Here is a 24453-nt window from a genome sequence, read left to right on the forward strand (position 1 = left end):
TGCACCGCGAGCCAGCCGCCCGCCAACATCGAACGGTGGGCCAGTGTTTGCGTTGATCTGCTGGGAGACGTGCGTTCAGCTGGGAGGTTACGGGGCGGACTTCAGTCGCGGGCGAGGCGGGCCGTGTTGGCCGCCAGGGTGGCTGTCGTGCCTGGCGTGGTTTCGGGGCTTTTGACGAGATCCTGGTAGCCGATGCCCTGCATGGCTTCACCGACCCGGTAGGTGACCGCGTTCGGGGCGCGAGAGAGAACGGATCGTCCGGTGGCTCTCGCGGGCTGGGGTGGACGGTCCGATCGGCGGGCGAGGACGGTATTTCGGGACGCTGATGGGACGCAGGTAATCGGAAGTGGCTGCCTCTGGCCCAGCCTGTTGACGTCGGCCAGTGGGAGCCGGCGGAAGGCGCCGGTGGCGGCAGACCGAGATGCTCCATACCTGGAGCGCGGGGCCGTTCGCCGTGACTGGCTGCTGTGCGGGTCAACGGCCCGTACTGAAACGGCCCAGCAGGTCTGCGGGCAAGCTCCGCTTCCCTGCCCGGCAGCGTCGTCGCGGAGCAGAAACCGGGCGGGGCAAGCCATCGTCGCCGACGGGGACGGCGTAGCGACCTCGGGGGAAATAGGGAGGGGATCAAGGAGCGGCGTCATGGGGGTCCCCCTGCTCGAGCGAAGCCGAGAGTGGGGGAGGAGCTACTGGGACATTTCGGCAACGCTGCGAGCGTGCGTGCCAGACGCCGCGACGCCGCTCACTATTTCCCCCGAGGTCGTAAGTGATGTTTGTGTAGCCGGAGGCCTTTGGTCGAGGTTGTTCCAGTTGTGGCTCGGCCGCCTGTCAGGCGCGGTCGGTGGTCGCGACGGGGCGAACGTTGCCTGTTGGGGCACTAGGTGGCTACTTGTCCCACATCTTGCGGTAGGCCTCGCGGTAGCCCTCGGAGTCCCAGGACGGCGCGCCGCCGCTGTTGGCCGCGGTGGTGATGTGGACGGGGGCGACGTACCCGCTGGACGGCTTGCCCGCGAAGGCGCGGTTGAACTCGTCGACGATCTGCCAGCCCTGTTCGGACAGCGGTTCGGGCACGGTGGCGGCCTGGAACTCCTTGCCGTTGATGCGCTGGAAGGCCGACGGGTCGCCGTCACCGGCACCGATGTTGAACGGGGCCCCCGCACCGTTCTTTCCGGCGGCCCGCAGGGCGGAGTCCGCGTAGTCGAAGTACAGGTCGTTGATGGCGGCGGAGTGGGTCCACTTGTCGCCGAGGCGGGCGGCAAGGGAGGAGACCCTGCCGATGGTGCGGCTGTTGGCCTGGGAGATCGGGATGTTCTCGTAGCTCAGCAGCGTCACGCCGGAGCAGGTGGCGAGTTCCTTCTTGATCAGGTCGGACTTGTGCTTGGCGAACGGAATGGTGGCGTCGGTGAACAGCACGACGCCCGCACGGCCGTTGGACTGCGCGATGATCCAGTCGGCGCTGAGCCTCGCCACGTCCTCGACCTTTGTGGTGATGTTGCTGAACAGCTTCGGGTTCGTGCTGGGGCCGGGGTCGCCGACGGCGTGCCAGCCGATCAGCGGGATGCCGGCGGCGTCCGCCCGCGCCACCTGCTCGGCGGTGGAGGAGGGATCGAAGCCGCCGATGACTATGCCGTCCGGTTCGAGGGCGAGAGCCTGGTCGAAGGCGGTCTTGAGCCCTGCCGAGGTGCCCTGGCCGTTGATGGTGCGGACGCGCCAGCCGATGACGTCGGCGGCTTCCTGGACGCCCTTGGCGACGCCCTCGACGCCGGGATTGGTCAGTGACTGGGCGATGTAGACGATGTTCCGGTCCGGGACGGCCGCGGGCCCGCTGGTCGGCCCGGACCAAGGGGCGTTGACGTCCTCGGCCGCCTTGACGTCCCGCTTGGCCCGGGAGAGGACGCTGGGGCAGCCAGGTGCGGACGAGCCGCCGGAGGACGCGCTGACCGATTCGGTGGTCTTGGAGTCGCTCTCGCAGCCGGCGACGAGCGTGGCGGTGGCCAGGAGGGCAGTCGCCGTCAGGGCCGCCTTGTAGGTGGGGTGCACGAGGTCTCCAACGCGGGGCATGAGAGGGCAGACAGGGCTGGGTGGGGAAAGGAGTTTCAGGGTCGGGCGACGGCTCCGGCGTGTGATCACCGTCCGAGGGCCCACCGCGCCTCGGACGGAGAGGCCTGCGGCGACTACGGCGTGGCGGCGATTCCCGAGCCGTGGCTCGGGGTGGCAGCAAGCTTGCTGCCGAGGATCATGCTCAACCGGTCGGTTCGCGTCAATTCCCCCGCCCGGCACCTTACATCGGCCGGCGGCCTGCGATGCGACGCGTGCCGCCGCAGCCGAGACGTCACGATTTGTTGGCCGCCGGTAAGAATTTCGTGATCATTTTTTGATGATCCCAAACCTGTGAAGTCGCTGAGGGTGCAGTTAAGCTCACGCAGCCGGTTTCAGTCACTGGCGTGATTTATTCGTTCCTCTCGGCGGCGAACGCCGTGAATGCGTCACGTCCGTTGCCGGCCACCGGCGGTCCAGTACGACGCGGCTGCCCCGGTTCAGCAACATGTCGAAGGAGGCCCGGGTGTCCGGGAACAGAGGGAACCCGCGGCTCGCCCCCGAGCCACCGGGGACAGCCGACCGGAGTCCGCGGTCGCGTCCGACAGCGGTGGGCTTCCTCGACCGGTGGCCCTTCCGCCGCAAGCTCAACGTCCTGGTGATCGCGCCCATCGCGGCGGTCGGCTTGCTTCTCGGAATCGCGGCCTACGGCCAGGCCCGGCAGGCCCAGGACGCGGGCCGGATCGCGGAACTGGTGCGCGACAGTGGACAGGTCACGAAGCTCGTCAACGACGTACAGGCCGAACACCGGGAGGCGCTCCTGCTGTCCGTGCGGTACGACGAGGTCCGCCCCGGGGCTTCGCTGCCGCCGACCACCGAGTACCGCCGGGCGCAGCGGAACACCGATGCGCAGGTCGCCGCCGTGCGTACGGCGTTCGCCTCGGGCCTGCCGCCCGAGGAGGTGCAGGCGCTCGACTACATCCGCCGCCTCGGTGTCCTGCGCGAAAGGCTCGAACGGGGCTACGTCGCCGTCTCCGACATCGACCCCGCTTACGCTTCCGCGGTCGACTATCTGATCGACGGCATCGGTCTGGACAGTTACTCCGGCACTTCGTCGTCCACGGTCACGGCACTTCTCGACACGGTGCTGCGCGCCGACGCCGCCCACGCGTCCTTCGAGAGCGCGGTGTTCTCCGCGCAGACCCGTGACGCCAACGCCCTCAACGAGTACAGCCGCGCAGTCGACTCCCATGCCCTCTACGACCAGCAGTCGCGCCGGTTCCAGCGGATCGCCACACCCGATCAGGTGCTGACCATGGACGGCATCGAGCGCAGCGCCGAGCAGAACGGAGTCAAGGCCCAGTTCGCGCAGCTGCAGATCGATCCCGGTGCCCTGCAGGGCAAGACACCGGCGCAACTGCGCAGTGCCATCGCCGACGGAACGCGCCAGTCCGAGACCCGCCTCGGCATCACCCGGTCGCTGATCGAGCAGACCGCGGCCGAGGCCGACACCGCCTCCTCGGGCGCCCTGCGAAGCTCGCTGTACCTGCTCGGTCTGGCCGTTCTCGGCTTTGTCGTCTGGCTGGCCTTCTGTGTCCTGGTCCGGCGCTCGGTCGTACGTCCCCTGGTGGCCCTGACCGACGCCGCCCAGCAGGTGGTCGACGTGGCGGGCGAGGAACTGGCCCGGGTCGCGGACGACGAGTCCGACGACACCACCCCGCTGCAGCCGCGGCCGATCCCCGTCCCGGTGCGCGACGAGATCGGCGGACTGGCCGAGGTGTTCAACCAAGTGCAGGTGACCGCCGCACAGTTGCTGGAGCGACAGGTGCTGAGCCGCCGCAACGTGGCCGAGATGTTCGGCAACGTCGGCCGCAGAGTAAGCATCCTGACGACCCGTCAGCTGCTTCTGATCGATGCGATGGAACGCGAGGAGACCGACCTCGAACTCCTCGAACAGCTGTACCGCATCGACCACATCGCCGTACGCCTCCAGCGCAACGCCGACAGCCTGATGCTGCTCGCCGGCATCCGGGAGAGCGGCGTCGACTCCCGGCCGGTCCCCCTGGCCAACGTCCTCCGGGCGTCGTTCGCCCAGATCGAAGGCTATGAGCGGGTGTCCCTGCGGTCCGAGACCGAGGTCGCCGTCGTGCCCGACATCATCGGTGACCTGACACTGATGTTCGCCGAACTGCTGGAGAACGCGGTCGCGTTCTCCCCCTCCCACATGCCCGTCGAGGTGGTGGTCCGCCCCGGCGCCGACGTCACCGACGACGGCGGGGCTCTGATCGAGATCATCGACCACGGGCTCGGCATGAACACCGAACGCCTCGCCGAGGAGAACGCCCGACTGGTCCGCCGGGAACGGTTCGATCTCGTACCGACCGACGTGCTCGGTCTCTTCGTGGTCGGGAGCCTGGCCCGGCGCTGGGAGGTGCGGGTGGCCCTGACCCGTACGCCGGGCGGCGGCGTCACCGCCAGCGTGTGGGTCCCTGCCGCGCTCCTGTCGGCCATGAGCCCCGTGGACCTCCCGGAGCCCGTGACCACGGGCCCGGTCGCGAACGTGACGCCGCTCCCGGCGAGGACGGGGAAGGGGACCACCGGGCCGGTACCGGCCGCTGCCTCCGCCGTCCCCCCGCAGTGGCCGGGGGTTGCGTCGCCGCGCGGTGAGCTGCCCCGGCGCGTCACGCCCCCCGCCGACGCGGGGCCGACCACCGCGGAACGGACCGTCGCGCGGACTGACGTGGAGCGAACCGGCGCCGCGGACAAACCGCCGTCACCTCGTACCGCCCGGCCACTGCGTCGGCGGGAGCGGGGAGCGACACTCGCCCGGACCGCCTCCCCGGTCGACCGGATATCGCCGGCCGTAGAGCAGCCCCTGGACGCCGAGACCGTCCGTTCGGAACTCGACGCGTTCGAAGCCGCGGTACTCCAGGCGGAGCAGGACTACGACCGTGCTCCGACCGGGACCGCACCATCTCAGCAACAGGAATCCCAGAAGGAGCCGGGCAGTGCCCACGCCGACAGCTGACATGAGTTCCGAGAAGCCGGAACCGACCGACCTGCGCGCCGCCGCGGCCGATTTCACCTGGCTGCTGGAGCGGTTCGCCGCAGACACCCCCGGCGTGGCCGACGCCATCGCGGTGTCGTCCGACGGCCTGCTGATCGCCGCCTCCCAGCTGCGAGACCAGGCCGACTCCGAACGGCTCGCCGCGATCGTGGCCGGTCTGACGAGTCTTGCCGCGGGCGCATCCGGAAACTACGGTCTCGGCCGCCTCAACAAGGTCATCCTCGACCTGGAGCACGGCCATGTGCTGGTGTCGGCCATCGGAGCCGGCGCCGTCCTCGGCATCGTGACCTCCGAGGAGGCGAAGCTGGGCAACATCGCCTACGCGATGACCCTCTTCGCCAAACGGACCGGGGCCACGCTCACTCCCCAACTGGTGCTGGAGCTGAAGAACAGTGTCGGCGCGGCGTCGGCCCACTGACCTTCCCCGGGCCGGGCACGGGTGCAGGCGCATCGTGAAGGGATCGTGATGTCCGTCGTCGGACCACCACCGGAGGCAGCAGGGGACGCCGAGGGCTCGCCGGAGCCGCGACGCCGCGCCCCCGCGATCCGGCCGTTCCTCCTGACCACCGGGCGGGTGTCGGCAGGCGGCACCGGCCTGCCGATGCCGGTGGAGGCCCAGGTGGTGTCGACCTCGGCCGGGCTCCTGGCCCTTCACTCGCTCACTTTCGAACACCAGGAGATCGTCGCGGCCAGCCGGCGACCGCTGTCGGTGGCGGAACTGGCCGCCGGGCTGCGACTGCACCTCAACGTGGTGCGCGTGCTGGTCGAGGACCTGCGTGCCGCCGGGCATCTCGCGGTCCATCGGCCGAACGCCGCGATCGCCCAGGATCTCTCCGTACTGCGAAGGGTTATCGATGGTCTCCGTGCCGTTCCCGACTCACGGGACACACTCCGTGACACCAGCTGAACAGCCTCCGACACCGGTCAAGCTGGTCATCGCCGGCGGCTTCGGAGTCGGCAAGACCACAACCGTGGCCTCGATATCCGAGATACGACCGCTGACCACGGAGGCCGCGATCACCGAGGTCGCGGCGGGAGTGGACGACCTCAGCCACACTCCGGGCAAAATCACCACCACGGTCGCCATGGACTTCGGCCGCGTCACCATCGACCCGACACTGAAGCTGTACCTGTTCGGCACCCCGGGCCAGGACCGGTTCGGCTTCATGTGGGACGACCTGGTGGAGGGCGCCCTCGGCAGCTTGGTGATCGTGGACACCCGCCGACTCGACGACTGCTATGCGGCGGTGGACTACTTCGAGCACAGGAACGTCCCCTTCGCGGTCGCCGTCAACGCTTTCGACGGGGAGGTCGAACACGACCTCGAGGAGGTGCGGTGGGCACTGGACATCGCCGAGCACGTACCACTGATCGTCTTCGACGCACGAAAGACGGGCTCGGTCCGCGACGCGCTGCTGGCCGTACTGGAAGTCGCCGTGTCCCGCGCGGAAGCCGCCGCGATGCCCTGATGGCGGAAGGCCCGTCGGCTGTGCCCACATCCGCGACGTGGACAGGAAGCAGGGAACGGGCCGAGGTTGCCGATGACGCCGCTCAGTCCCTCGAAGGTGTCGCCGATCTCGCTCGGCACGCCCCAGAACTTGTCGGCGTCGCCCTCCGGTGGTGGTTTCAGCACAGCCGTGCAGGCCGGCGAGAGTACGTCTGCCCCGACACCAGGGGTGGGCCTCCGCGCGGCTCTCCGGGTCGGCTGAGCCGGTCAATCCTGCAGGCGTTCGGGACGCGTTCGGGACACAAAGACAGGAACAGATGGACAAAGACCAAGCGGTACCGACCTTGCTCGCCCTCTCTGGCCTGCGAAGAGGCCAAAAATCGGCGTTGATGGACAAGGGTCGCCAAGATCCTCAAAGGACTCATCATCCGTCGGCCGTGGGTTCGAGTCCCACCCGCCCCACTCCGGCGTTTTGATGCAGGAACCTTTCGGCCTGCGACAGGTCGTCAGCCCCTCGGTAACGGAGGGGCTTTCGTCGTCTTTGGAGATCGCTAGCCGGCCTGCTGCTGGCCCGAACGGCGGACGATCAAGACATGGAGCGGCACAGGCGAGGATGGCCCGGCCGGGGCCTGTCTGCGGGGTTCAGCCGCGGGCTGTCACGATCAACGTGCCGGTCTTCCGGTTGCCGGGCGGGGCCGGCAGGACGCGGGCAGTGGCGTCCGTGAAGCCGGTTTCCTGGAGCAGGCTCGACTCCCGGGTGCAGGTGGCCGGCGACATCGACGACCTGGTCGCCTGCCACCACCGGCTCACCGGACCGCGCCGGGACCCGGACACGCTCCCGGCCGGTCAGCACGTCATCACCGCCAGCCACACCGACCGGCAGACCACCCTCCTGGTGCGCACCGACACCGCGGTCCACGATCCGACCTGGACCCTCAGCCCGCTCGGTCTGGAAGACCTTGTCCTGGCCTACATGACCCGGCCCGCCAATGCGGTACGTGACACCCGACCCGCACTGGAGGTACTCCGATGATCTGGCTGACCTGGCGCCAGTTCCGCACCCAGGCGGCCGTGATGTTTGCCGCGGTGGCTGCCCTCGCCGCCCCCCTCGCGGTCACCGGCCCGCAGCTGGCCGACCTCTACCGAGCTGCCGGCAGCAGCCTGGTGGACCGGCTCTCCAGTTCGGACCAGACCGTCTACTACGCCGGACTGGTGGTTGTGCTTGCCGTGCCGGCGGTCATCGGGATGTTCTGGGGCGCGCCGCTGATCTCCCGTGAACTGGAGACCGGCACCCACTACCTTGCGTGGAACCAGGGCGTCACCCGCACACGCTGGCTGGCGACCAAGCTGGGCCTTGGTGCGGCGGCCGCCATGACCGCTGCCGGACTGGCCGCACTCGCGGTGAGCTGGTGGAGCAGCCCCATCGACCGGGCTGTCAACGGCGGTGGCGCGACGGACACGTACTTCCCGCGGCTCGACCCCGTGGCCTTCGCCGCACGGGGTGTCGTCCCCATGGCCCATGCCGCCTTCGCCTTCGTCCTGGGCGTCGCCCTCGGCCTCGTCATCCGCCGCACCCTGCCCGCGATGGCCACCACCCTCGCCGTCTACGCCGCCGCACAGATCGTCGTGCCGTTGTGGATCCGGCCCCACCTGGCCGCCACGGACCGGACCACCGTGCCGATCGAGCCCGACGGCGCCCCCATCAGCATCCAGGAGGGCGCCAAGCAGATCGTTGCGCACCCCGAAGTGCCCGGTGCCTGGGTCACCTCCCAACAGACGCTGAACGCCGCCGGTCAGCCGGTCTCCGTGCCGTCGTCCTTCGCCGACTGCCTGCACACCGAGTCGGGTCCGCCCGCCCTGCAGCAATTCGAGCGCTGCATCGCCGACCTCGGCGCCCTGGGCTACAAGCAGCAGGTGACGTACCAGCCCGCCGGCAACTTCTGGGCCCTTCAATGGGCCGAGACCGGCCTCTACCTCGGCCTCGCCCTGGCCCTGACCGGGTTCTGCGCCTGGTGGATCCGCCGCAGGCTGACCTGACAGACGCCGGTCCGACTGCGGGAGCAGGCGTGACGGGGCAGCCGAGAACCGGCTGCCCCGTCGTCCCGATGACTACGGCAGGCGTCCCCTCACACGTGTTCCTGCTCGCGAGCCATGGGTGACTGAGCCGGGACCCGGGCTCGCCCCGCCTTCGACAGCGCGCCTGGCCACCAGAACAGCCGGCCCAGGTCGAGGGCCAGGGCCGGCACCAGGACCGTACGGACCAGGAACGTGTCGAGGAGGACACCGAAGCCCACGATCACGCCCATCTGGGCCATGGTCACCAGCGGCAGAGCGGCGAAGACCGCGAAGGTCGCGGCGAGGACGATGCCCGCGGAGGTGATGACACCGCCGGTGCTGCTCAAACCCTCCAGGACGCCGCGGGTGTGGCCCAGGCGGCCGGCCTCCTCCTTCACGCGGTGCATGAGGAAGATGTTGTAGTCGATGCCGAGGGCCCAGGAACACGAAGCCCATCAGCGGGATCGACCAGTCGACGCCCGCGAAGGGGGATCTCAGGGTTGAGTCAGGGGCGGCTCAGGGGTGACGCATTGAGCCAGGAACGCATCGAGCCCCAGGCCGGAGGCCTGGGGCTCGATGGTGAGGACCGGGGGAGTGGGTGACGGGAGAGAACGGACTCGCGATGCCTCAGCTCTGCGGCCGGGACTGCCCGGAACCCGGTTCCATGCTCTCTCCGTGGATGACGCGGGGCGTCGGCCCGCGGCGACGGGTCAGACGCCGACGCCGAAGTCGGAGGCGATCCCGGCCAGGCCGGACGCGTAACCCTGGCCCACCGCACGGAACTTCCACTCCGCACCGTTGCGGTACAGCTCGCCGAAGACCATGGCAGTCTCCGTGGCCGCGTCCTCCGACAGGTCGTAGCGGGCGAGCTCGGCGCCGCCGGCCTGGTTGACGACCCGGATGAACGCGCCCCGGACCTGGCCGAAGCTCTGGCCGCGGCTCTCCGCGTCGTGGATGGACACGGGGAAGACGATCTTCGCAACCTCGGCGGGCACGGCCGCGAGGTTCACCTTGACGGACTCGTCGTCGCCCTCGCCCTCGCCGGTCAGGTTGTCGCCGGTGTGCTCCACCGAACCGTCCGGGCTCTTCAGGTTGTTGTAGAAGATGAAGTGCTGGTCGGAGAGGACCTTGCCCGACTCGTCGACCAGGAGGGCGGACGCGTCGAGGTCGTAGTCGGTGCCCGTCGTGGTCCGCACGTCCCAGCCCAGGCCGACCAGTACGGCGGTCAGGCCCGGCGCCTCCTTGCTGAGCGAGACATTGCCGCCCTTGGACAGGGAAACTCCCACGCTGCTCTCCTCCTTGGTGCGTACTGCTTGGCACGTACGGTCCGGGCCCGCGGTACAGACCCGGATTCGAAATCTACAGCACTGTAGAAAATGTGGAAGGGTGTATCCAGGCATGTGTCCGGGCAACGAGGCTTCTACGATGGACCGCTCGCGCAGTGGATGTACCGCTCGTGAAGTACCCGGCTACGGAAGGGAGACAGGACGTGACGGACCAGCGGCAGCGTCCCCGGCGGGGGCAGGGCGAGCTGGAGGCGCAGGTTCTGTCGGCCCTGCGCGAGGCGGAGGGGCCTGCGACAGCGGGTTGGGTGCAGGAGCGGCTCGGCTCGGACCTCGCCTATACGACCGTGATCACGATCCTGACCCGGCTGCTGGACAAGGGGGCGGTGACCCGCGAGCGCGCGGGCCGGTCGTTCGCCTGGACCCCGGCGTCCGACGAGGCCGGGCTCGCCGCGCGCAAGATGCGCAAGGTGCTGGACGGCGAGCAGAACCGGGAAGCCGTCCTCGCGAGCTTCGTCACCGCGCTGGGCCCGGACGACGAACGGCTGCTGCGCGAACTACTGGGTCAGCCCGAAGCGGAGAGGGAAGACTGAATCCTCATGGGGGTGTTCGTCTTTCTCCCGCTGGTGCTGCCGTTGACAGCGTGGCCGGTCGCCCGGCTGGCCGAGCAGCACCTGCATCCGCAAACGGCCACACGGCTGCTGACCGGCGTGGCCGTTGTCATGGCGATGTGCAGCACCGTGTGTCTGGGCCTGCTGATGGTCGTCGGCACCGCGCAACTGCCCGGCAACCCGCTGCCCGACGGCTGGTCGGACCCCGAGGTGCGCGAGGCCGTCCCGTACGACGAGGTGGCCGGGAAGGCGGCCATCCCCGCGCTGCTCGCCGTGGTCGTGGCGTGCGGCAGGAGTCTGTGGCGGCACGGGCGGGTGCGTCGCCGGGCTCACCGCGCACTGGCCGGACTGCCCGGAACGGAGATCGCGGTGCTGCCCGACGAGGTGCCGTACGCGTATGCCCTGCCCGGCCCCGGTCACGGCGTCCGAGGCCGGGTCGTGGTCACCACAGCCCTGCTGTCCCGTCTCGAACCCGCCGAGCGCCGCGCCCTGTTCGCCCACGAGCGCGCGCACCTGGCAGCCCGGCACCACCGGTTCCTGCTGGCCGTACAACTGGCGGCGCGCGCCAATCCGTTCCTGCGTCCACTGAGTACGGCGGTGTCCTATACGACGGAGCGATGGGCGGACGAGGACGCCGCCCGTGCAGTCGGCGGCCGCAAGGTCGTGGCCCGCGCGATCGGTAAGGCGGCTCTGGTCTCGCGGGGTACCCCGGCGCCGACCCTCGCGGGTCTCGCGGCACCGGGGCCGGTGCCGCGCCGGGTCGCGGCGCTGCTCAAACCCGCGCCCACAGCCCGCAGTTGGCCGTCCGTCTTCACGGCGGTGGGCCTCGCGGCCTGGGCGGCGGCGGCCGGAACCGCGGTGTCCGCGATGTCCTCCGCGAACTCCGCCGTCACGATGGTCCTCATCCTGCACGCGGCGACGCCACTCTGAGGGCGCGGGCCGCCCCGGATCCTTGAGGCGCTCCTCAGGCGCTCACGCGCTGTCGACGAGGACCGACAGTCCGGCGACCGGTCCGATGAGCGCGGCGGTCGCCAGCGCGCAGACGAACAGCAGCAGCCAGCCGGTCAAGATCCCAGCCGGCGTGAGTCCGCGTCCGTCCCCGCCCCGGCCGGCGGCCCCGGAACCGGCCGATGTGGCCCGCGACGATCGCGATCAGCGAGCACGGCACGGCCATGCCGACGAAGACGCCCGGGTTGATCCAGGCGATGACGGTGAGGAAGTTCGCGAGCGTCGCGACACCGCCGAGCGCGAAGAACACACTCACCCTTGCGGGGCGGTTCCTGCCCGCCCAGGTCCACTCGCCGACGCCCGCTCGTGTACTCCCGTCACTACTCAACGCCGCCCCCTCAACCGATGGACCTTGGATCGTCGTAGGGCGGGACGCGGCAGCGGCCCTTCCGATTCCGGGCCGACGCCTCGTCGGCGCACGGCCCGGCTGCCTTCGAAGGTCAGAGGTCGAACTCGTGCGGCGGCAGGTCGAGTGTGAAGCACGCCTCGCGCACGATCGCCTGCTCGGTCTTGTCGAAGTCGCCGTCGGCGCCGCCGATGACGATGCCGATCTGGATGACGGCGCGGGCCTCGGCGGGCTTCTTCTTCGCCTTGGCGATCTCCTGGAGGACGCTGACCTTGCCGAAGGCGAAGTCGGCGGTCAGCTTGTTCAGGTTCTCGTCGAAGCGCCGCTGGAGGTCGGTGGCGTCGAAGTTCTGCAACACCTCGTTCGTGGCGATGAGTTGGGCGACGCGCTGCCGCTCGGACGGGTCGATGGTGCCGTCGGCGGCCGCGACGAGGGCGCACATCGCCATGCTCGCGTCGCGGAAGGCACCGCTCTTCAGGTCGTTCTTCTTCGCCTCGAGCTGGGTCTGCATCGTCGATGCGGACTCCTTGATGCGGTCCCACAGGGCCATGAGAACTCCGTACGGTGTCAGAGGTGTGTCCGGGCCGGGGCGGCCCGGACAGCATTCTTCTACAGTAATGTAGAAGTTATCGGGCGACCGTTCACTCTTCCTCGTCCCCCTCGAAGAAGTCGCCCACCTCGTCGACGACTTCGGCCGCCATCATGCCGCCGACGACACCGACCGCCAGCCCCGCCGCGCTCGCGGCGACCGCTGTGCCCATCCCTGGACCGGAACGGTGGTGGTGCTCGTCGTGCCCATGTGAGCCATGCCCGTACGCGGCATGGGAGCCGTACGACGCCCGGTGCTCGACCAACTGCCGTATCCAGCCGTCGACTTCGGCGGGCCAGTCGCGGACGTCGTGATGGCCGACCGTGAACCGAGTGACCGCGTCGTGGCCCGGGGAGAGGAAGCCGCCGCGCTTGTCCGCCTCCAGTACCACTTCCAGGCCGCCCGGACCGGCGAGGAAGGTCAGTTCGATCTCGTTGACGGTGTGGGCGTACTGGGGCGGCGGGGTGAGCTCGATCTCCTGGTAGAAGGGGAGTTGCTGACCGGTGCCGCCGATCCGGCCGTACTCCAGATCCGCGGACCGGAACCCGAAACCGAGCTGCCCGAGCGCCTCCAGGATCGCCTCCTGTGCGGGCAGGGGTCCGACGGTCAGCTGGTCGAGGTCGCCCTTGTCCTTCGCGCCCGCCACCGACAGCTCCGTGCGCACACCGAGGACGATGCCCAGGCCCTGCCCGTACAGCTCGGTGATCGGGGTCTCCCACGGCAGCGTGACGCCGAACGGGACACTGCGCTCCTCGCCCTCGGCGAGCCGGAAGCCGCCGCCGACGGTGAACCGTTCGAAGACGACCGCCCCCTCGCTCTCCCCGTCCTCGTACTCGGCCTCGACCCGCGCCACCAGCTCCAGCGTGATGTGCTCGATGTCGAAGTCGGCGCTGCCGCCCTTGAGATGGACCTGGCCCGACAGCGTGCCGCCGGGAAGGGCTGCGCCCGGGTCGAGGGCCGTGTCCACCGTGGGCCCGCCCACGCCGAGCGATCCGAGCAGCCGTTTGAACACCATGGTGGCGTCCACTCCTTCACGTTCGTATGCATGTGGTTCTACGTGCATGTAGAAGATTAGGTCGAGGGGTGGGGTGAGGAGGCGGTACGGCGTCGGAGTGGCAGGAAAGTCCGAAAACGAGCCCCGGTGCCGACGCGTCGACCCGCTTCCCGGTGCCGACCCGTACTCCCGTCGGCGTACGCGCCCGGCGCGGCCCGCCCATACCGTGAGGTTTGTGACCCCCTCCGGTCTGCGGCCGCCGCGTCGCGTTCCCTGGCCTTCCCGGCCCCTGCCGCCGCCGCTCGCAGATCTCGCGATCGCCGCGGTCGCGGGGCTGTCCCCAGGGAGCGCACGACCCGCACCACCTGGCCGAGCGGCTGCGCCGCACCCGGGTCTACCTGTCCGTCGGCGACGGCCGCCCCGGCCCGCTGGACCCGCCGGGCAGTGCGTACGACCCGGCTGAGGCCGACCTCCACGCCATGAATCGCTCGCCGGCCGCCCGCCTGGGCCCCCGCGTGACCACTCGCTTCCGCACAGGCGCCCACCACCCCGCCTACGGGGAACGCGAGCCGCACCGTTCGCTCCCACTGCTCCTCGACGCCGTGGGTGCTCCTGCTGCTTGCCGAGCCCCTGGCTGAGTGAGGTTTTTTGCGGTTCCTTTACAGTGGGTGTAGAGACAGGCGAATCTGTCTCTACACCCACTGTCTTTGCACGAAACCGAAAAGGAGCGACAGACCCGCCATGGGCGAGCCTCCCAGTACCAGCCGTGCCCTTCCCGGTCCGCGACCCATACATCGGGGAGCGGGGGTGGCACGGTGACCGAGGTCCTGCTGCTCCTGCTGGCCCTGCTCCTCACGCTCGCCTGCGCGCTGTTCGTGGCGGCCGAGTTCTCCTTGACGACCGTCGAGCGCAGTGACCTGGAGCGCGCCGTCGAGGCGGGTGAGCGGGGCGCGGACGGCGCGTTGAAGGCGGTCCGCCGCCTGACCTTCCAGCTGTCCGGTGCCCAGCTCGGCATCACCGTCGCCTCGCTGCTGATCGGCATGCTTGCCGAGCCGTCGCTCGCCGCCCTGTTGCGCGGCCCGCTGGAGGCGGCGGGGCTGGGCGGCGCGGCCTCGTCCGTGGCGACCGTGCTGGGTGTGGGCGTCTCCACCGTCGTCCTGATGGTGGTGGGCGAGCTGGTGCCGAAGAACTGGGCGATCTCCCGCCCGCTGGCGGTCGCGAAGGTGGTGGCGGGCCCGCAGCGCGGCTTCACGGCCGCGTTCGGGCCGTTCATCCACCACCTCAACAACACCGCGAACCGCTTCGTACGCCGCGTCGGCCTGGAGCCCGCCGAGGAGCTGGCCTCCGCCCGCAGCCCCGAGGAACTGGTCGCGCTCGCCCAGCACTCGGCTGCCCAGGGCGCGCTGGAGCCGGACTCCGCCGAACTCTTCGTACGCACCCTGCACCTGAGCGAGCTGACGGCCGAGAACGTGATGACACCGCGCGTGGACGTGCGGGCGTTGGAGGCGCACGCCACGGCTGCCGACGCCGCCAACCTCACCCACGCCACCGGGCTGTCCCGCTTCCCGGTCTACCGCGGCAGCCTCGACGAGGTCGTCGGCACCGTCCACATTCGCGACGTACTGGCCCTGGAACCCGGGAAGCGGGCCGTCACGCCGATCACCGAGCTGGCCACCGACCCGCTGCTGGTCCCCGACAGCCTGCCCGCCGACCGGCTGCTGGAGCGGATGCGCGCGAGTCGCACCATGGCCGTCGTCATCGACGAGTACGGCGGTACGGCGGGCGTGGCGACGGTGGAGGACATCGTCGAGGAGGTCGTCGGCGAGGTCCGCGACGAGCACGACCCGATCGAGGTCCCCGACCTGCTGCCCGCCACCTCCACGGAGGACGGCCGCGCGGTATGGGAGGCGGACGGCGGCGTACGGATCGACGAGCTGGTTGCCATAGGACTGACCGCGCCCGAGGGGCCGTACGAGACCGTCGCCGGCCTCGTCGCCACCCGGCTTTCCCGCATTCCCGCCAAGGGCGACACCGTCGACCTCGACGGCTGGCAGCTGATCGTGCTGGACGTCGACCACCACCGCGCCGACCGGGTTCGCATCACCGAACCGGTGGCCGTGCCGCAGCAGGTCACGGAGGAAGCCCGATGACCATCCTCCAGCTCGCCATCGGAGCTCTCACCCTGCTGACCAACGCGTTCTTCGTCGGCGCGGAGTTCGCCCTGATCTCCGTACGCCGCAGTCAGATCGAACCCCGCGCCCAAGAGGGCAACAAGCAGGCCCGGATGACCCTGTGGGGCCTGCGACACATCTCCGCGATGATGGCCACCGCCCAACTCGGCATCACCGTCTCCTCGTTGGTGCTCGGCGCGGTCGCCGAGCCCGCGATCGCGCACCTGCTGGAGCCCGCCTTCGAGACCGCGCACATCCCGCACGGCCTGGTACACCCGATCGCCTTCGTCATCGCGCTCACCGTGGCGACGTATCTGCACATGCTGATCGGCGAGATGGTCCCGAAGAACATCGCGCTCGCGGCGCCCGTGCCGACCGCGCTGCTGCTCGGCCCGCCGCTGGTCGCGCTCACCAGGGCCCTGAAGCCGGTGATCTTCGGGATCAACGCCTTCGCCAACGCCCTGCTCAAGCTGTTGCGGGTGGAGGCCAAGGGCGAGGTGGAGTCCGTCTTCACCGACGACCAGCTGGCCCGCATGGTCGTGGACTCCAGCGCGGCCGGTCTGCTCACGGCCGCCGACGGCGAGCGGCTGCGCGACGCGCTGGAGCTGGGTACCCGCCCGGTCGGCGAGATCCTCGTACCAGCGCAGCAGATGCGCACCGTCGATGACACCGTCACCCCGACGCGCCTTGAACGAGTTGCTGCCGAGGCGGGATTCTCCCGCTTCCCGGTGACCGGCCAGGACGGCACCCTGTTCGGCTACCTGCATATCAAGGACACCCTGGGCGTCGCCGACCGCGACCGCCCCTTCCCCCGCACCACCCTGCATCCGGTCACCCGCGTCCGCATCGACACCCCGCTGGACGACACCCTCACCGCCCTGCGCGCGGAGGGAAGCCACCTGGCCGCGGTCACCGGGGAGAAGGGCGCCGTTCTCGGCTTCGTCACGATGGAAGACGTCCTGTCGGAACTGGTCGGCCCGGCTCCGGCCGCCGCGTGACTGCCGGGCCGCTCCGAGCGCGGTGATCGCGGCATTCGTGGCACCGTGAGTCGACGGATACGCTGCGTCCGCGCGGGCGGTGGCAACGACTGATTTGACGGGACGGGCACGGTTGTGCAAGGCGGCCCTCGAACTGTTCGCCGAACACGGCTTCGAGGCGACCTCGACGCGTGCGGTGGCAGCCACGGCGGGTCTGTCGCCCGCGCTGGCGACCCGGCACTTCGGCTGCAAGCAGGGACTGCGAACGGCGGTCGATCCGACTGTCCCGGTGTGCGATCGCCTCGGCAGCCGCGTTGCACGCAAGCAGGCGAGTCGCGGCTCAGTGCGGGGCCTGGAGGTACTTCAGGACGGCGAGAACACGTCGGTGGTCGTCCGGCGACTGATGGAGGTTCAGCTTCTGCAGGATCTGCCGGACATGGGCCTCCAGCGTCTTGGGACTCATCGACAGCCTCCCGGCGATGGCTGCGTTCGAACGCCCCTCGGCCATGAGTGCCAGCACCTCGAGTTCCCTCGCGGTGAGGCCCGTGAGAGGGCCGGGGTCGCGCGGCCGCCGCATCAGCGTGGTCACGATCGTGGGATCGATGACGCACTCGCCCTCGACGATGCGGCGCAACGCGTCGACGAGCAGGGCGACGTCCGACACACGCTCCTTGAGGAGGTACCCGCGGTGTTCGGGCGCGTCGCTGATCAGACGCATCGCGTAGTGCGCCTCGAGGTACTGCGACAGGACGAGCACGCCGATGGACGGATCCATGGATCGCAGTTGGTGGGCCGCGACGAGGCCCTCGTCCGTGTACGTCGGCGGCATCTTGATGTCCACGATCACCGCGTCGGGCACAGCGGAGTCGAGCTTGCGCATCAGTGTGGCGGCGTTGTCAGCGGTCGCCACCACCTCGCAGCCTGCCTCCGCGAGCAGCCGCGCCAGGCCGTCGCGGATCAGCATCGAGTCGTCCGCGATCACGATCTTCATCGGACACCCCCCGTTCGCGATCTTCATCCGACTCCGCTCCCTCGGCCGGGATCCTGGCCATGAGCAGTGTCCCGCCCGCGGCACCGCCGCCGACAGTGATGCTGCCGCCCAAAGCCTCGACCCGGTCGGCGATCCCTCGCAGTCCCGAGCCCTTGGCGTCGGCACCGCCGCGGCCGTCGTCGGTCACGCGCACCACAACGTCGCTCGCATCAGCGACGACTTCCACGCTCGCCCGCGTGGCCGCCGCGTGCTTGGCGATGTTCGTCAGCGCCTCGGCGCACACGAAGTAAGCGGCCGCCTCGACCGGAGGTGGCAGTCGGCCGACCCCGACCGCCACCGAGACGGGCAGCCCGGCCCGGCCGGCGAGCAGCGGCAGTGCGGCGCCGAGCCCACCGGCGGTAAGGCTCTGCGGCCTGACCCCCTGCGCGAACTGGGCGAGTTCGCGCCGGGCGGTGGCCACCTCGGCCAGCACCTCCGGAAGCACAGCGCGCAGCTCCTCACCCGCCTCGGCTTCGAGGGCGGCAAGGTGGAGCCCCGCCTGGGCGAGGTGGCGTTGTGCACCCGTGGCCAGCTCCGCCTCCAGCGCCCGCCGCTGGGCGTCCGCCGCCTCCACGACGCGGCGGCGTGACGCGGCGAGCCCGGCCATACGGGTGCGGACTTCCGCCCTCATCCGCGCGTTGGTGACGGCCAGGCGCAGCGCCGCGGTGGCCCCGTCGACCAGCTTCGGGTCGTCCAGCACCGAGGGGTCGTGGATGAGTACGGCGACGGGCTCCCCGTCGTTCTCGACCGTCGTCGTCACCCGCCCTGCGGCGCGCCCGTCGACCTCGAGCGACCGGCCGGTCTCGTCGACGTACCTGTGCTGCCACGGCACCCAATAACCCAGCGTCAGGCCGGGATCGCCCAGCGCCCTGGCCAATTGGGCCTGCAGTCCCGCGGTGTCCGTGCGCCGACCGAGTTGCGTGACGAGGTCGGAGACGGTGGCCTCGGTCCAGCGCCCGTACAGCAGATCCACCGTCAGCCAGATCACCACCAGGCAGACGGCAGCGTCGTAGACCAGCAGGACAGCGCGGTCCGCGCCCCACTCCAGCAGCACGTTGGCACTGCCCAGGGCCAGGACGCCGGCGAAGACCAGCGCGGCGGCCAGCGCCGACCGCCCTGCCCTCCGGGCGGGTCCCGACGTCCGTGCGAAGACGTCCAGGGCGGCCGCGACGACGAGAGCCGACAGTCCCGCGGTCAGCCACGGGGCCCGTACGAAGCCCTCATAGCCCGCCGCCACGTAGGCGGCGAGGACCACGGCAGCGGCCGGCCGCCGGTGCAGCCGTCCGATCGGATAGGACAGGTGCAGATGGACCAGTGGTCCCCGGTGGAGGAACACCAGGCCGGGGAAGGCGCTGCCCAGGAACCAGCACACCCCGGTCACCGCCATGAGCAGGCCGACGCGGCTGCGGCGCCTGCCCGTCCACGCCACCGCGCCCGACCCGAGAAGCACCGTACCGACCGCGGCGTCGGCCAGAGACAACACTTGATCCGGCATGGCGAGTTCACCCCGCCAGCGCCAAGAGCGCGGTGCGCGACAGCCTGTCCTTGGGGATGAACCCGCGTGCGGCGCTGCGGCCCAGCCGGTCCGCATACACCGTGGCGTCGCGGCTGGAGGTGAGGACGACGGCGGGCCGCTCCCGCCCACGTTCGGTCAGGCGCGCGCAGACCTCGAAACCATCGAGGTCCGGCAGCACGATGTCCAGCAGCACGATCTGGGGGTCCAGCCGCTCGGCCGCGAAAACGGCCGACGCGCCGTCTGCGGCCTCCCCGACCACGTCGAACCCCTCCGCCTCCAACAGCGCCTTGGCGAAGGTACGGAAGCCTGCGTGATCGTCCACGATCAGAAGCGTCGGGGCCACAGCCCGAGGGTGACAGCACGGATGGCGGCGGCGCATCAGGGCTGCCCCCGATGCGCCGCCGCGCCCCCGCGGGGCCCGTTCAACGGGCCACCGCCGTCTTGACCCAGGGCTGCTTGGAGCCGCCGAAGGTCACGGCATAGCCGCCTGCGCAGTCCGTGCAGTCGCCGAAGTCGAAGTTGTCGAAGGTGAGCCGGTCGCCGTCGAGGCGGAAGGTGGCGTTGAACGTGAACAACCCGGCGAAATGGATCCGATCGCGGAACGTCTGGTAGGGCCACCGCTCGGTCTCGCCGTTGGGGTCGGTCTTGGTGAGGACTCCCTTCTCGAAGGTCAGGGTCCAACTGCCGTTCGGCGGACGCTCGGTCCAGGTCTCGTCCCCCGGCCAGTGCCGCCAGTCCCCGTCGGCCATGGTCCGTGTCCACGTCCCTTCGAGTGGACCGGCCGTGGTGGACTTGGCGGGGCATGAGGCGGTGTCAGGTCCCGCGCCGGTCGTCTCCTTGAGGTACTGGATCTGCGCGAGCCAGTCCGCCGTGCGCTTGTCCTTGTGTAGCCTGGCGTAAACCGGCTTCACGGCCGCCTCCATGGCCTTGAGGTCGGCGGAGGACGCCGAGGGGAGCTTCATTCCCAGCCTGCACAGGGTGGGCGCGGACTCCCGGTCCTCCGCCCGGGAGACGTCCACCGCCTGCGTGATCGTCTGCTCGAGCGCCTTGGTGAGGACGGCCCGCTGCTGCGCGGAGAGCCTGCTGTCGGCGGCCTTGCCCATGACGACGACGAGAGGGCGCGGCCACAGATCGACATTGCCGGTCACGTACTTGGCATCCCGGTCGTGGTGTCGGCCGACGACCGCGCCGAGCTGCATCTGAGCGCCGCCGTAGGAGCTGAGGTCGGTGCTTGCGGGTGCTGTGACGGGAGTTGCACCCAGGGCCCGCAGACTTTCGTCCATCAGGGCCGAATCCTGACTGACGATCTTCTCGCCCTTGAGGGCGTCCGGGTTCACCAGGGGCTCGCGGGTACCCACCAGGCGCGTCAAGGGCCCCGGCAGGACGCCGATGCCGACGACACCGGCCTTTCGCACGCCGCCGAGCATCTTCGCCGGAATGCCGGCCTCGAACACCTTCGTCTCCAGCTCGTAGCTGTCCACCAGCATGGGCGCCAACAGCGCCTGGAAGTCCGTGATGCCGGCCCTGTCGAACGCGCGGGCTCCCACCCATGCCATGTCGGCCTTGTCCTTGCGGATGTCGTCGAGCGTCGCCACCTCCGGGCGGGCCTCTCCCTCGCGCCACTCGTTCCGGAACTCGATCCTGATCGTCCCCTTGGACATCTGGTCGACGCGCTTGGCCCAGGCCACCAGCTGCGGAGGCTCAACGGCTCCGCCGGGGTTGGCGAGGGTGAGTACGGTGGCCTCGGCGCCGGCATGCCCTCCGGCCCGATCGGGTGACGGAGTCGAGCACCCCGCCGAGACCAGCAGAGCCCCCACAACTGCCGCCACTGCGGCCCACGTTCTTGATTTCTGTCGTTTCACCGGGCACCTCCCATCGATGCCCACGACGCTAGGAACGTCCGCCGAGCGGGACATCGGGGCTGTCCCCGCAACACACCACGGCCAGAATCAGGGACAGCCCTCTCCCAAAACAAGGCCTGTCCCGGGACCATCGTGTCCCGACAGATGAGCGAGTCGCTCGCCGGAGAGATGCCGATGCCGATACGCCTGCTGCTGTTCGGGCTGGGAGCCGTACTCAGCCTTGTCACCGTGGTGATCGCCCAGGCGGAGCGGGGGTTCTCGACGGCGCTCACGACATCGCACGGCCTGACCGCCCTGCTGGGTACCGGCTGGGTCCTGCTGATCGGCGCTCTCGCTCTCGGCCGGCGCGCTTCCGGGAGACGGACGGGACTGCTGTTGTTCCTCACGGCATACGCCTGGTTCCTGCAGGAGTGGGACAATCCGGGGACAACCTCGTCGGTCGTGTTCTCCCTCGGTCTCGCCCTGAACGCGGCCTGCCCGGCGGTGGTGGGGCACTTGGCGCTGGCCTACCCCGGCGGCCGCCTCGGGTCGTGGCCCGCTCGCGCGCTCGCGGCGGTGGGCTACGCGATCACCGTGGCCGTACAAGGAGTGGGCACGGCCGCGTACTTCAGACCCCAAGCGCAAGGCTGCTCGGAGTGCCCACGCAACTGGTGGGAAGTCGCCGACGCCTCGGCTCGCGCACAGAGCATCGCATCGCTGGGCGTACAGGCGGGCACGGCCTGGCTGCTGGCGCTCATCATCTTCCTCGCCTGCCGCCTGCTCACGTCGAGTCCGGCCGCACGGCGGTCCACAGGCCTGCCGACGCTGTGCGCCCTCGGCTACTTCACGTCCGTGGCCGTCTCCTACATCCGCAGCCTGGACCGCGGCTTCCTCGGCTTCGACGCGCGTGATGGCCAACTCTGGCAGGCGCAGGCCGGAGCGTTGTGCCTGCTGGCGGCCGCATTGATCGCGGAGATGGTCCGCGCCCGACTGAGGCAGCGCGAGCTGACCCGTCTGGTGATCGACCTGGGTGGCACGGCCACCCCGAGCAGACTGCGTGACGCGATCGCCGAACGCCTTGGCGACCCGGACCTCCAGATCGCCTACCCGGTCGGCGCAGGCAACCGTCATGTCGACGCAGCTGCCAACCCGGTCGCCCTGCCCCCGCCGAACGACAGAGCCGCCACCACGCTCCGCCGCGGCGACTCCCACATCGCCACCCTGATTCACCGTCCCGGCCTGCTGGACAGCCCGAGTGCGATCGACGACCTCCTGTCCGGCGCCCGCATGGCCCTGGAGCACGAGCGTCTCCACGCGGAGAGCCTCGCCCAACTCGCCGCCCTGCGCGCCTCGGGCGCTCGCATCGTCACCGCCGGTGACGAGGAGCGGCGCCGCCTGGAGCGCGATCTGCACGACGGTGCCCAGCAGCGCCTTGTGGGCCTGGCCCTGGGGTTGCGGCTGCTCCGGATGCGCGCGAGGACTCCGGCACCCCAGCTGGACCTGGCCGAGGCGGAACTCGAACAGGCCATCTCCGAGCTCAGACGGCTGGCGCGCGGACTTCACCCTGTCCTGCTCAAGGAGGCCGGCCTTGCCGTCGCCCTCGAAGCACTGGGCCAGACCCGAGACCTTCGCATCGACGATGTCCCGCGCGTGCGCTACTCCGATGTCCTGGAATCCACGGTGTACCTGCTGGTGGCTCGGATGAGCGAGAACAGGCCTGCGAGAGTCTCCGTCGACTGTTGCAACGGGCAATTGATCGCACGCGTCATGGTGGCAGGCGAGCTGCCGGACCTCGCCGACGTGGCCGATCGGATCACCACACTCGAAGGCGTGCTCACATCCCGCACGGATTGCGGCGAGACTCGGGTGACTGCCGAGCTTCCGCTGGGCTGTACGGGCAAAATCGCCGTAGCCGATCCGTAGTCGCCCGGCTCGTCATCGGCAGCCTCGCGCCGGTCTTCAAGGCGCAGGAGAGCTCGACACCATCCCAGGTCATGACGGCCTCTGGCGCGACCGGCTCGGCGACCGGGACCCTTCTTGTTCGGCGACGGCTGCGAGACGCGTTCGGGACGCGTTCGGGACGCGTTCGGGACGCAAGGACAGGAACAGACCGACAAGGACGAAGGGGTGCCGACACGTCGCAATGCAGGAACGTTTTCACCTGCGACAACACGTCAGCCCCTCGCCATGCGAGGGGCGTTCGGCCGCCGGGCACCGACTGGTGTCGCAACGCGGCAATCATCCGACCAGCAACAGGGCCCGGAGTCCGCGACCTGTGCCCTGCCTGTGATGACGTGTGAGCGAGTCAGGCGGCGGGGCGTTGGAGCCGCTGCTTGAGCGCCTTGCCGCGCTCGTCCAGCTTGGCTTCCAGCTGGTCCTTCTTCTGCTCCCGGCGCGCCTTGGCGGCCTCGCGTTCCGCCGCCGACTCCGCATCGCGGACCGCCTTGACCTCGGCGCGCACCCGCTCGGCCGGCCTGCGCTCCAGTACCGCGCCGAATCGCATGGCGAGCAGGTCGATCGCCTCCGTGTCACGCTCGGCGACCTCGGCGGCCAGCACCGTACTGCCCGCGCTGACCTCGTCGGCCACCAGGGCCACCAGGCCGGAACCCTCCGTCGCCCGCCGCCAGTCGGCGCCGCCGCCCACCAGGGCGCCGGTGCCCCAGCCCAGCACCACGCCGAGCGGCCCGCCGAGCAGGCCCACCACCGAACCGACCAGCCCGCCCACCAGCGTGCCCTGCCCCACCTTGGTGTCGACGCCCTCCGGAATCCGCACCGTCCCGTCCTCCTGGCGCTCGACGAGCATCGCGCCCCGGACCTCCACGGTCGGGCCGCCCAGCCGCTGCAGCTCACTGAGCGCCTGGTAGGCGGAGGCCTGCTCGGCGAAGCGGAAGACGACGATGTTCTCGGTCTTGTCCATTGCCACTCCTCAACTGCTCATAGGTCCTGCACTCGGCGGGAGCCGCCGTCTGTGAGACATTGTGTATCGAAGATGCTCTGTGAGTCAAGTCGTCTCATAGGTGGCCGGACGCGGCCGGTCAGGTGGTCGTGGACCTGGACGGAGTGCTGGTGATCGCACATTCCGAGAAGCAGGATGCCGCCGCGACGTGGAAAAAGGCTTTCGTGCCCTGGACCAACCTGGTCAACGGCGCCCTGTCGCGACTCGAAGACCTTCCCAGCCCCGTCTGACCAGCACTTTCTCGCCCCTGCGAGCAGCACCAGCCCGACCGGAGCCGTGGAACCCGGCGAAAGCCCGAGGCTAGAGACTCGTGCCGGTGTTGCCCTCGTCGCTCGAAGAGTCTCGCCGCTTGGTCTCGCTCTTGGCGGAAGCGCCCTTCTCCGGCCCCTCCAACAGCTCCAGGAGCGCAGCGTCTGCCTTTTGCTGGTCTTCCTTCGTCAGTTCGAGAGGGGCGTTGCGGCAGACGGTGTACCGGTCGGGATGAATGATGTTGTTGGTCCTCAAGGTGAAGGTCAGAAGCGAGCGCCA

22 protein-coding genes and 1 pseudogene are annotated in these 24453 nt (G+C 70.0%); 12 read left to right on the forward strand and 11 right to left on the reverse strand.

The window, feature by feature from the left end; all coding sequences use genetic code 11:
• Positions 1-882 precede the first annotated feature (882 nt).
• On the reverse strand, positions 883-2037 hold the full coding sequence (locus ACX28W_RS13000) for a substrate-binding domain-containing protein (RefSeq protein ID WP_458999066.1): 1155 nt from the start codon (positions 2035-2037) through the stop codon (positions 883-885).
• A gap of 523 nt (positions 2038-2560) precedes the next feature.
• On the opposite strand from ACX28W_RS13000, the gene ACX28W_RS13005 reads away from it, so the two are divergent.
• The 6 genes from ACX28W_RS13005 (at position 2561) to ACX28W_RS13030 (ending at position 8585) form a co-directional block, all read left to right on the forward strand.
• Positions 2561-5062 (forward strand): sensor histidine kinase, encoded by a 2502-nt coding sequence (locus ACX28W_RS13005; protein WP_458999067.1) that lies wholly within the window; start codon positions 2561-2563, stop codon positions 5060-5062.
• Between the two features lies 1 nt (position 5063).
• Complete coding sequence (locus tag ACX28W_RS13010) at positions 5064-5519, forward strand: roadblock/LC7 domain-containing protein (RefSeq protein WP_458999092.1); 456 nt, start codon at positions 5064-5066, stop codon at positions 5517-5519.
• Positions 5520-5567: 48 nt separating this feature from the next.
• The gene (locus ACX28W_RS13015) at positions 5568-6008 is read left to right on the forward strand and encodes a DUF742 domain-containing protein (protein WP_458999068.1); all 441 of its coding nucleotides are present in this window, start codon (positions 5568-5570) and stop codon (positions 6006-6008) included.
• Positions 5956-6570 carry a GTP-binding protein gene (locus ACX28W_RS13020; RefSeq protein WP_458999069.1) on the forward strand — a complete coding sequence of 205 codons (615 nt, stop codon included), beginning with the start codon at positions 5956-5958 and terminating at the stop codon, positions 6568-6570. The genes ACX28W_RS13015 and ACX28W_RS13020 overlap by 53 nt, the downstream gene beginning before the upstream one ends.
• Before the next feature lie 690 nt (positions 6571-7260).
• The gene (locus tag ACX28W_RS13025; RefSeq protein ID WP_458999070.1) at positions 7261-7581 is read left to right on the forward strand and encodes a hypothetical protein; all 321 of its coding nucleotides are present in this window, start codon (positions 7261-7263) and stop codon (positions 7579-7581) included.
• A complete protein-coding gene (locus ACX28W_RS13030) occupies positions 7578-8585 on the forward strand; it encodes a transporter (RefSeq protein WP_458999071.1) in 1008 nt (335 codons plus the stop codon). Before ACX28W_RS13025 ends, ACX28W_RS13030 begins: the two co-directional genes overlap by 4 nt.
• Positions 8586-8674: 89 nt before the next feature.
• On the opposite strand, the pseudogene ACX28W_RS13035 reads toward ACX28W_RS13030, so the two are convergent.
• Positions 8675-9089 (reverse strand): annotated as a pseudogene (locus tag ACX28W_RS13035) (MMPL family transporter); the annotation flags it as partial.
• 224 nt (positions 9090-9313) lie between these two features.
• Positions 9314-9889 carry a TerD family protein gene (locus tag ACX28W_RS13040; protein ID WP_458999072.1) on the reverse strand — a complete coding sequence of 192 codons (576 nt, stop codon included), beginning with the start codon at positions 9887-9889 and terminating at the stop codon, positions 9314-9316.
• A gap of 203 nt (positions 9890-10092) precedes the next feature.
• Between ACX28W_RS13040 and ACX28W_RS13045 the strand changes: the two genes are divergently transcribed.
• Both ACX28W_RS13045 and ACX28W_RS13050 read left to right on the forward strand, forming a co-directional pair.
• Positions 10093-10479 carry a BlaI/MecI/CopY family transcriptional regulator gene (locus ACX28W_RS13045; protein ID WP_458999073.1) on the forward strand — a complete coding sequence of 129 codons (387 nt, stop codon included), beginning with the start codon at positions 10093-10095 and terminating at the stop codon, positions 10477-10479.
• Between the two features lie 6 nt (positions 10480-10485).
• On the forward strand, positions 10486-11427 hold the full coding sequence (locus ACX28W_RS13050) for a M56 family metallopeptidase (protein WP_458999074.1): 942 nt from the start codon (positions 10486-10488) through the stop codon (positions 11425-11427).
• Positions 11428-11945: 518 nt separating this feature from the next.
• Here the strand turns inward: ACX28W_RS13050 and ACX28W_RS13055 are convergent.
• Entirely contained in the window at positions 11946-12401 is a 456-nt protein-coding gene (locus tag ACX28W_RS13055) for a tellurite resistance TerB family protein (RefSeq protein ID WP_458999075.1), read from the reverse strand.
• Positions 12402-12492: 91 nt separating this feature from the next.
• The gene (locus tag ACX28W_RS13060; RefSeq protein ID WP_458999076.1) at positions 12493-13455 is read right to left on the reverse strand and encodes a sporulation protein; all 963 of its coding nucleotides are present in this window, start codon (positions 13453-13455) and stop codon (positions 12493-12495) included.
• A 794-nt stretch (positions 13456-14249) separates the two neighbouring features.
• Between ACX28W_RS13060 and ACX28W_RS13065 the strand changes: the two genes are divergently transcribed.
• Both ACX28W_RS13065 and ACX28W_RS13070 read left to right on the forward strand, forming a co-directional pair.
• Positions 14250-15584, forward strand: coding sequence for a hemolysin family protein (locus ACX28W_RS13065; protein WP_458999077.1), 1335 nt, complete (start codon positions 14250-14252; stop codon positions 15582-15584).
• Entirely contained in the window at positions 15581-16603 is a 1023-nt protein-coding gene (locus ACX28W_RS13070) for a hemolysin family protein (protein ID WP_458999078.1), read from the forward strand. The genes ACX28W_RS13065 and ACX28W_RS13070 overlap by 4 nt, the downstream gene beginning before the upstream one ends.
• Positions 16604-16922: 319 nt before the next feature.
• Here the strand turns inward: ACX28W_RS13070 and ACX28W_RS13075 are convergent, their stop codons facing one another.
• From ACX28W_RS13075 to ACX28W_RS13090, 4 genes are all read right to left on the reverse strand, one after another.
• On the reverse strand, positions 16923-17573 hold the full coding sequence (locus ACX28W_RS13075; RefSeq protein WP_458999079.1) for a response regulator transcription factor: 651 nt from the start codon (positions 17571-17573) through the stop codon (positions 16923-16925).
• Positions 17479-19107 (reverse strand): sensor histidine kinase, encoded by a 1629-nt coding sequence (locus ACX28W_RS13080; protein WP_458999080.1) that lies wholly within the window; start codon positions 19105-19107, stop codon positions 17479-17481. The genes ACX28W_RS13075 and ACX28W_RS13080 overlap by 95 nt, the downstream gene beginning before the upstream one ends.
• A gap of 7 nt (positions 19108-19114) precedes the next feature.
• The gene (locus ACX28W_RS13085) at positions 19115-19450 is read right to left on the reverse strand and encodes a response regulator (protein ID WP_458999081.1); all 336 of its coding nucleotides are present in this window, start codon (positions 19448-19450) and stop codon (positions 19115-19117) included.
• Between the two features lie 100 nt (positions 19451-19550).
• Entirely contained in the window at positions 19551-20957 is a 1407-nt protein-coding gene (locus ACX28W_RS13090; RefSeq protein WP_458999082.1) for a TRAP transporter substrate-binding protein, read from the reverse strand.
• Between the two features lie 177 nt (positions 20958-21134).
• Here ACX28W_RS13090 and ACX28W_RS13095 point away from each other — a divergent pair, with 177 nt between their 5' ends.
• The gene (locus tag ACX28W_RS13095; protein ID WP_458999083.1) at positions 21135-22892 is read left to right on the forward strand and encodes a histidine kinase; all 1758 of its coding nucleotides are present in this window, start codon (positions 21135-21137) and stop codon (positions 22890-22892) included.
• Positions 22893-23274: 382 nt separating this feature from the next.
• Here ACX28W_RS13095 and ACX28W_RS13100 read toward each other — a convergent pair whose 3' ends face one another.
• A complete protein-coding gene (locus ACX28W_RS13100) occupies positions 23275-23886 on the reverse strand; it encodes a histidine kinase (RefSeq protein ID WP_458999084.1) in 612 nt (203 codons plus the stop codon).
• A 128-nt stretch (positions 23887-24014) separates the two neighbouring features.
• Between ACX28W_RS13100 and ACX28W_RS13105 the strand changes: the two genes are divergently transcribed.
• Positions 24015-24155 (forward strand): hypothetical protein, encoded by a 141-nt coding sequence (locus tag ACX28W_RS13105; RefSeq protein WP_458999085.1) that lies wholly within the window; start codon positions 24015-24017, stop codon positions 24153-24155.
• Positions 24156-24225: 70 nt separating this feature from the next.
• Here the strand turns inward: ACX28W_RS13105 and ACX28W_RS13110 are convergent.
• The coding region (locus tag ACX28W_RS13110; RefSeq protein WP_458999086.1) for a hypothetical protein at positions 24226-24453 on the reverse strand (228 nt) is incomplete at its 5' end.

It is taken from the genome of Streptomyces sp. SD15, assembly GCF_054462255.1.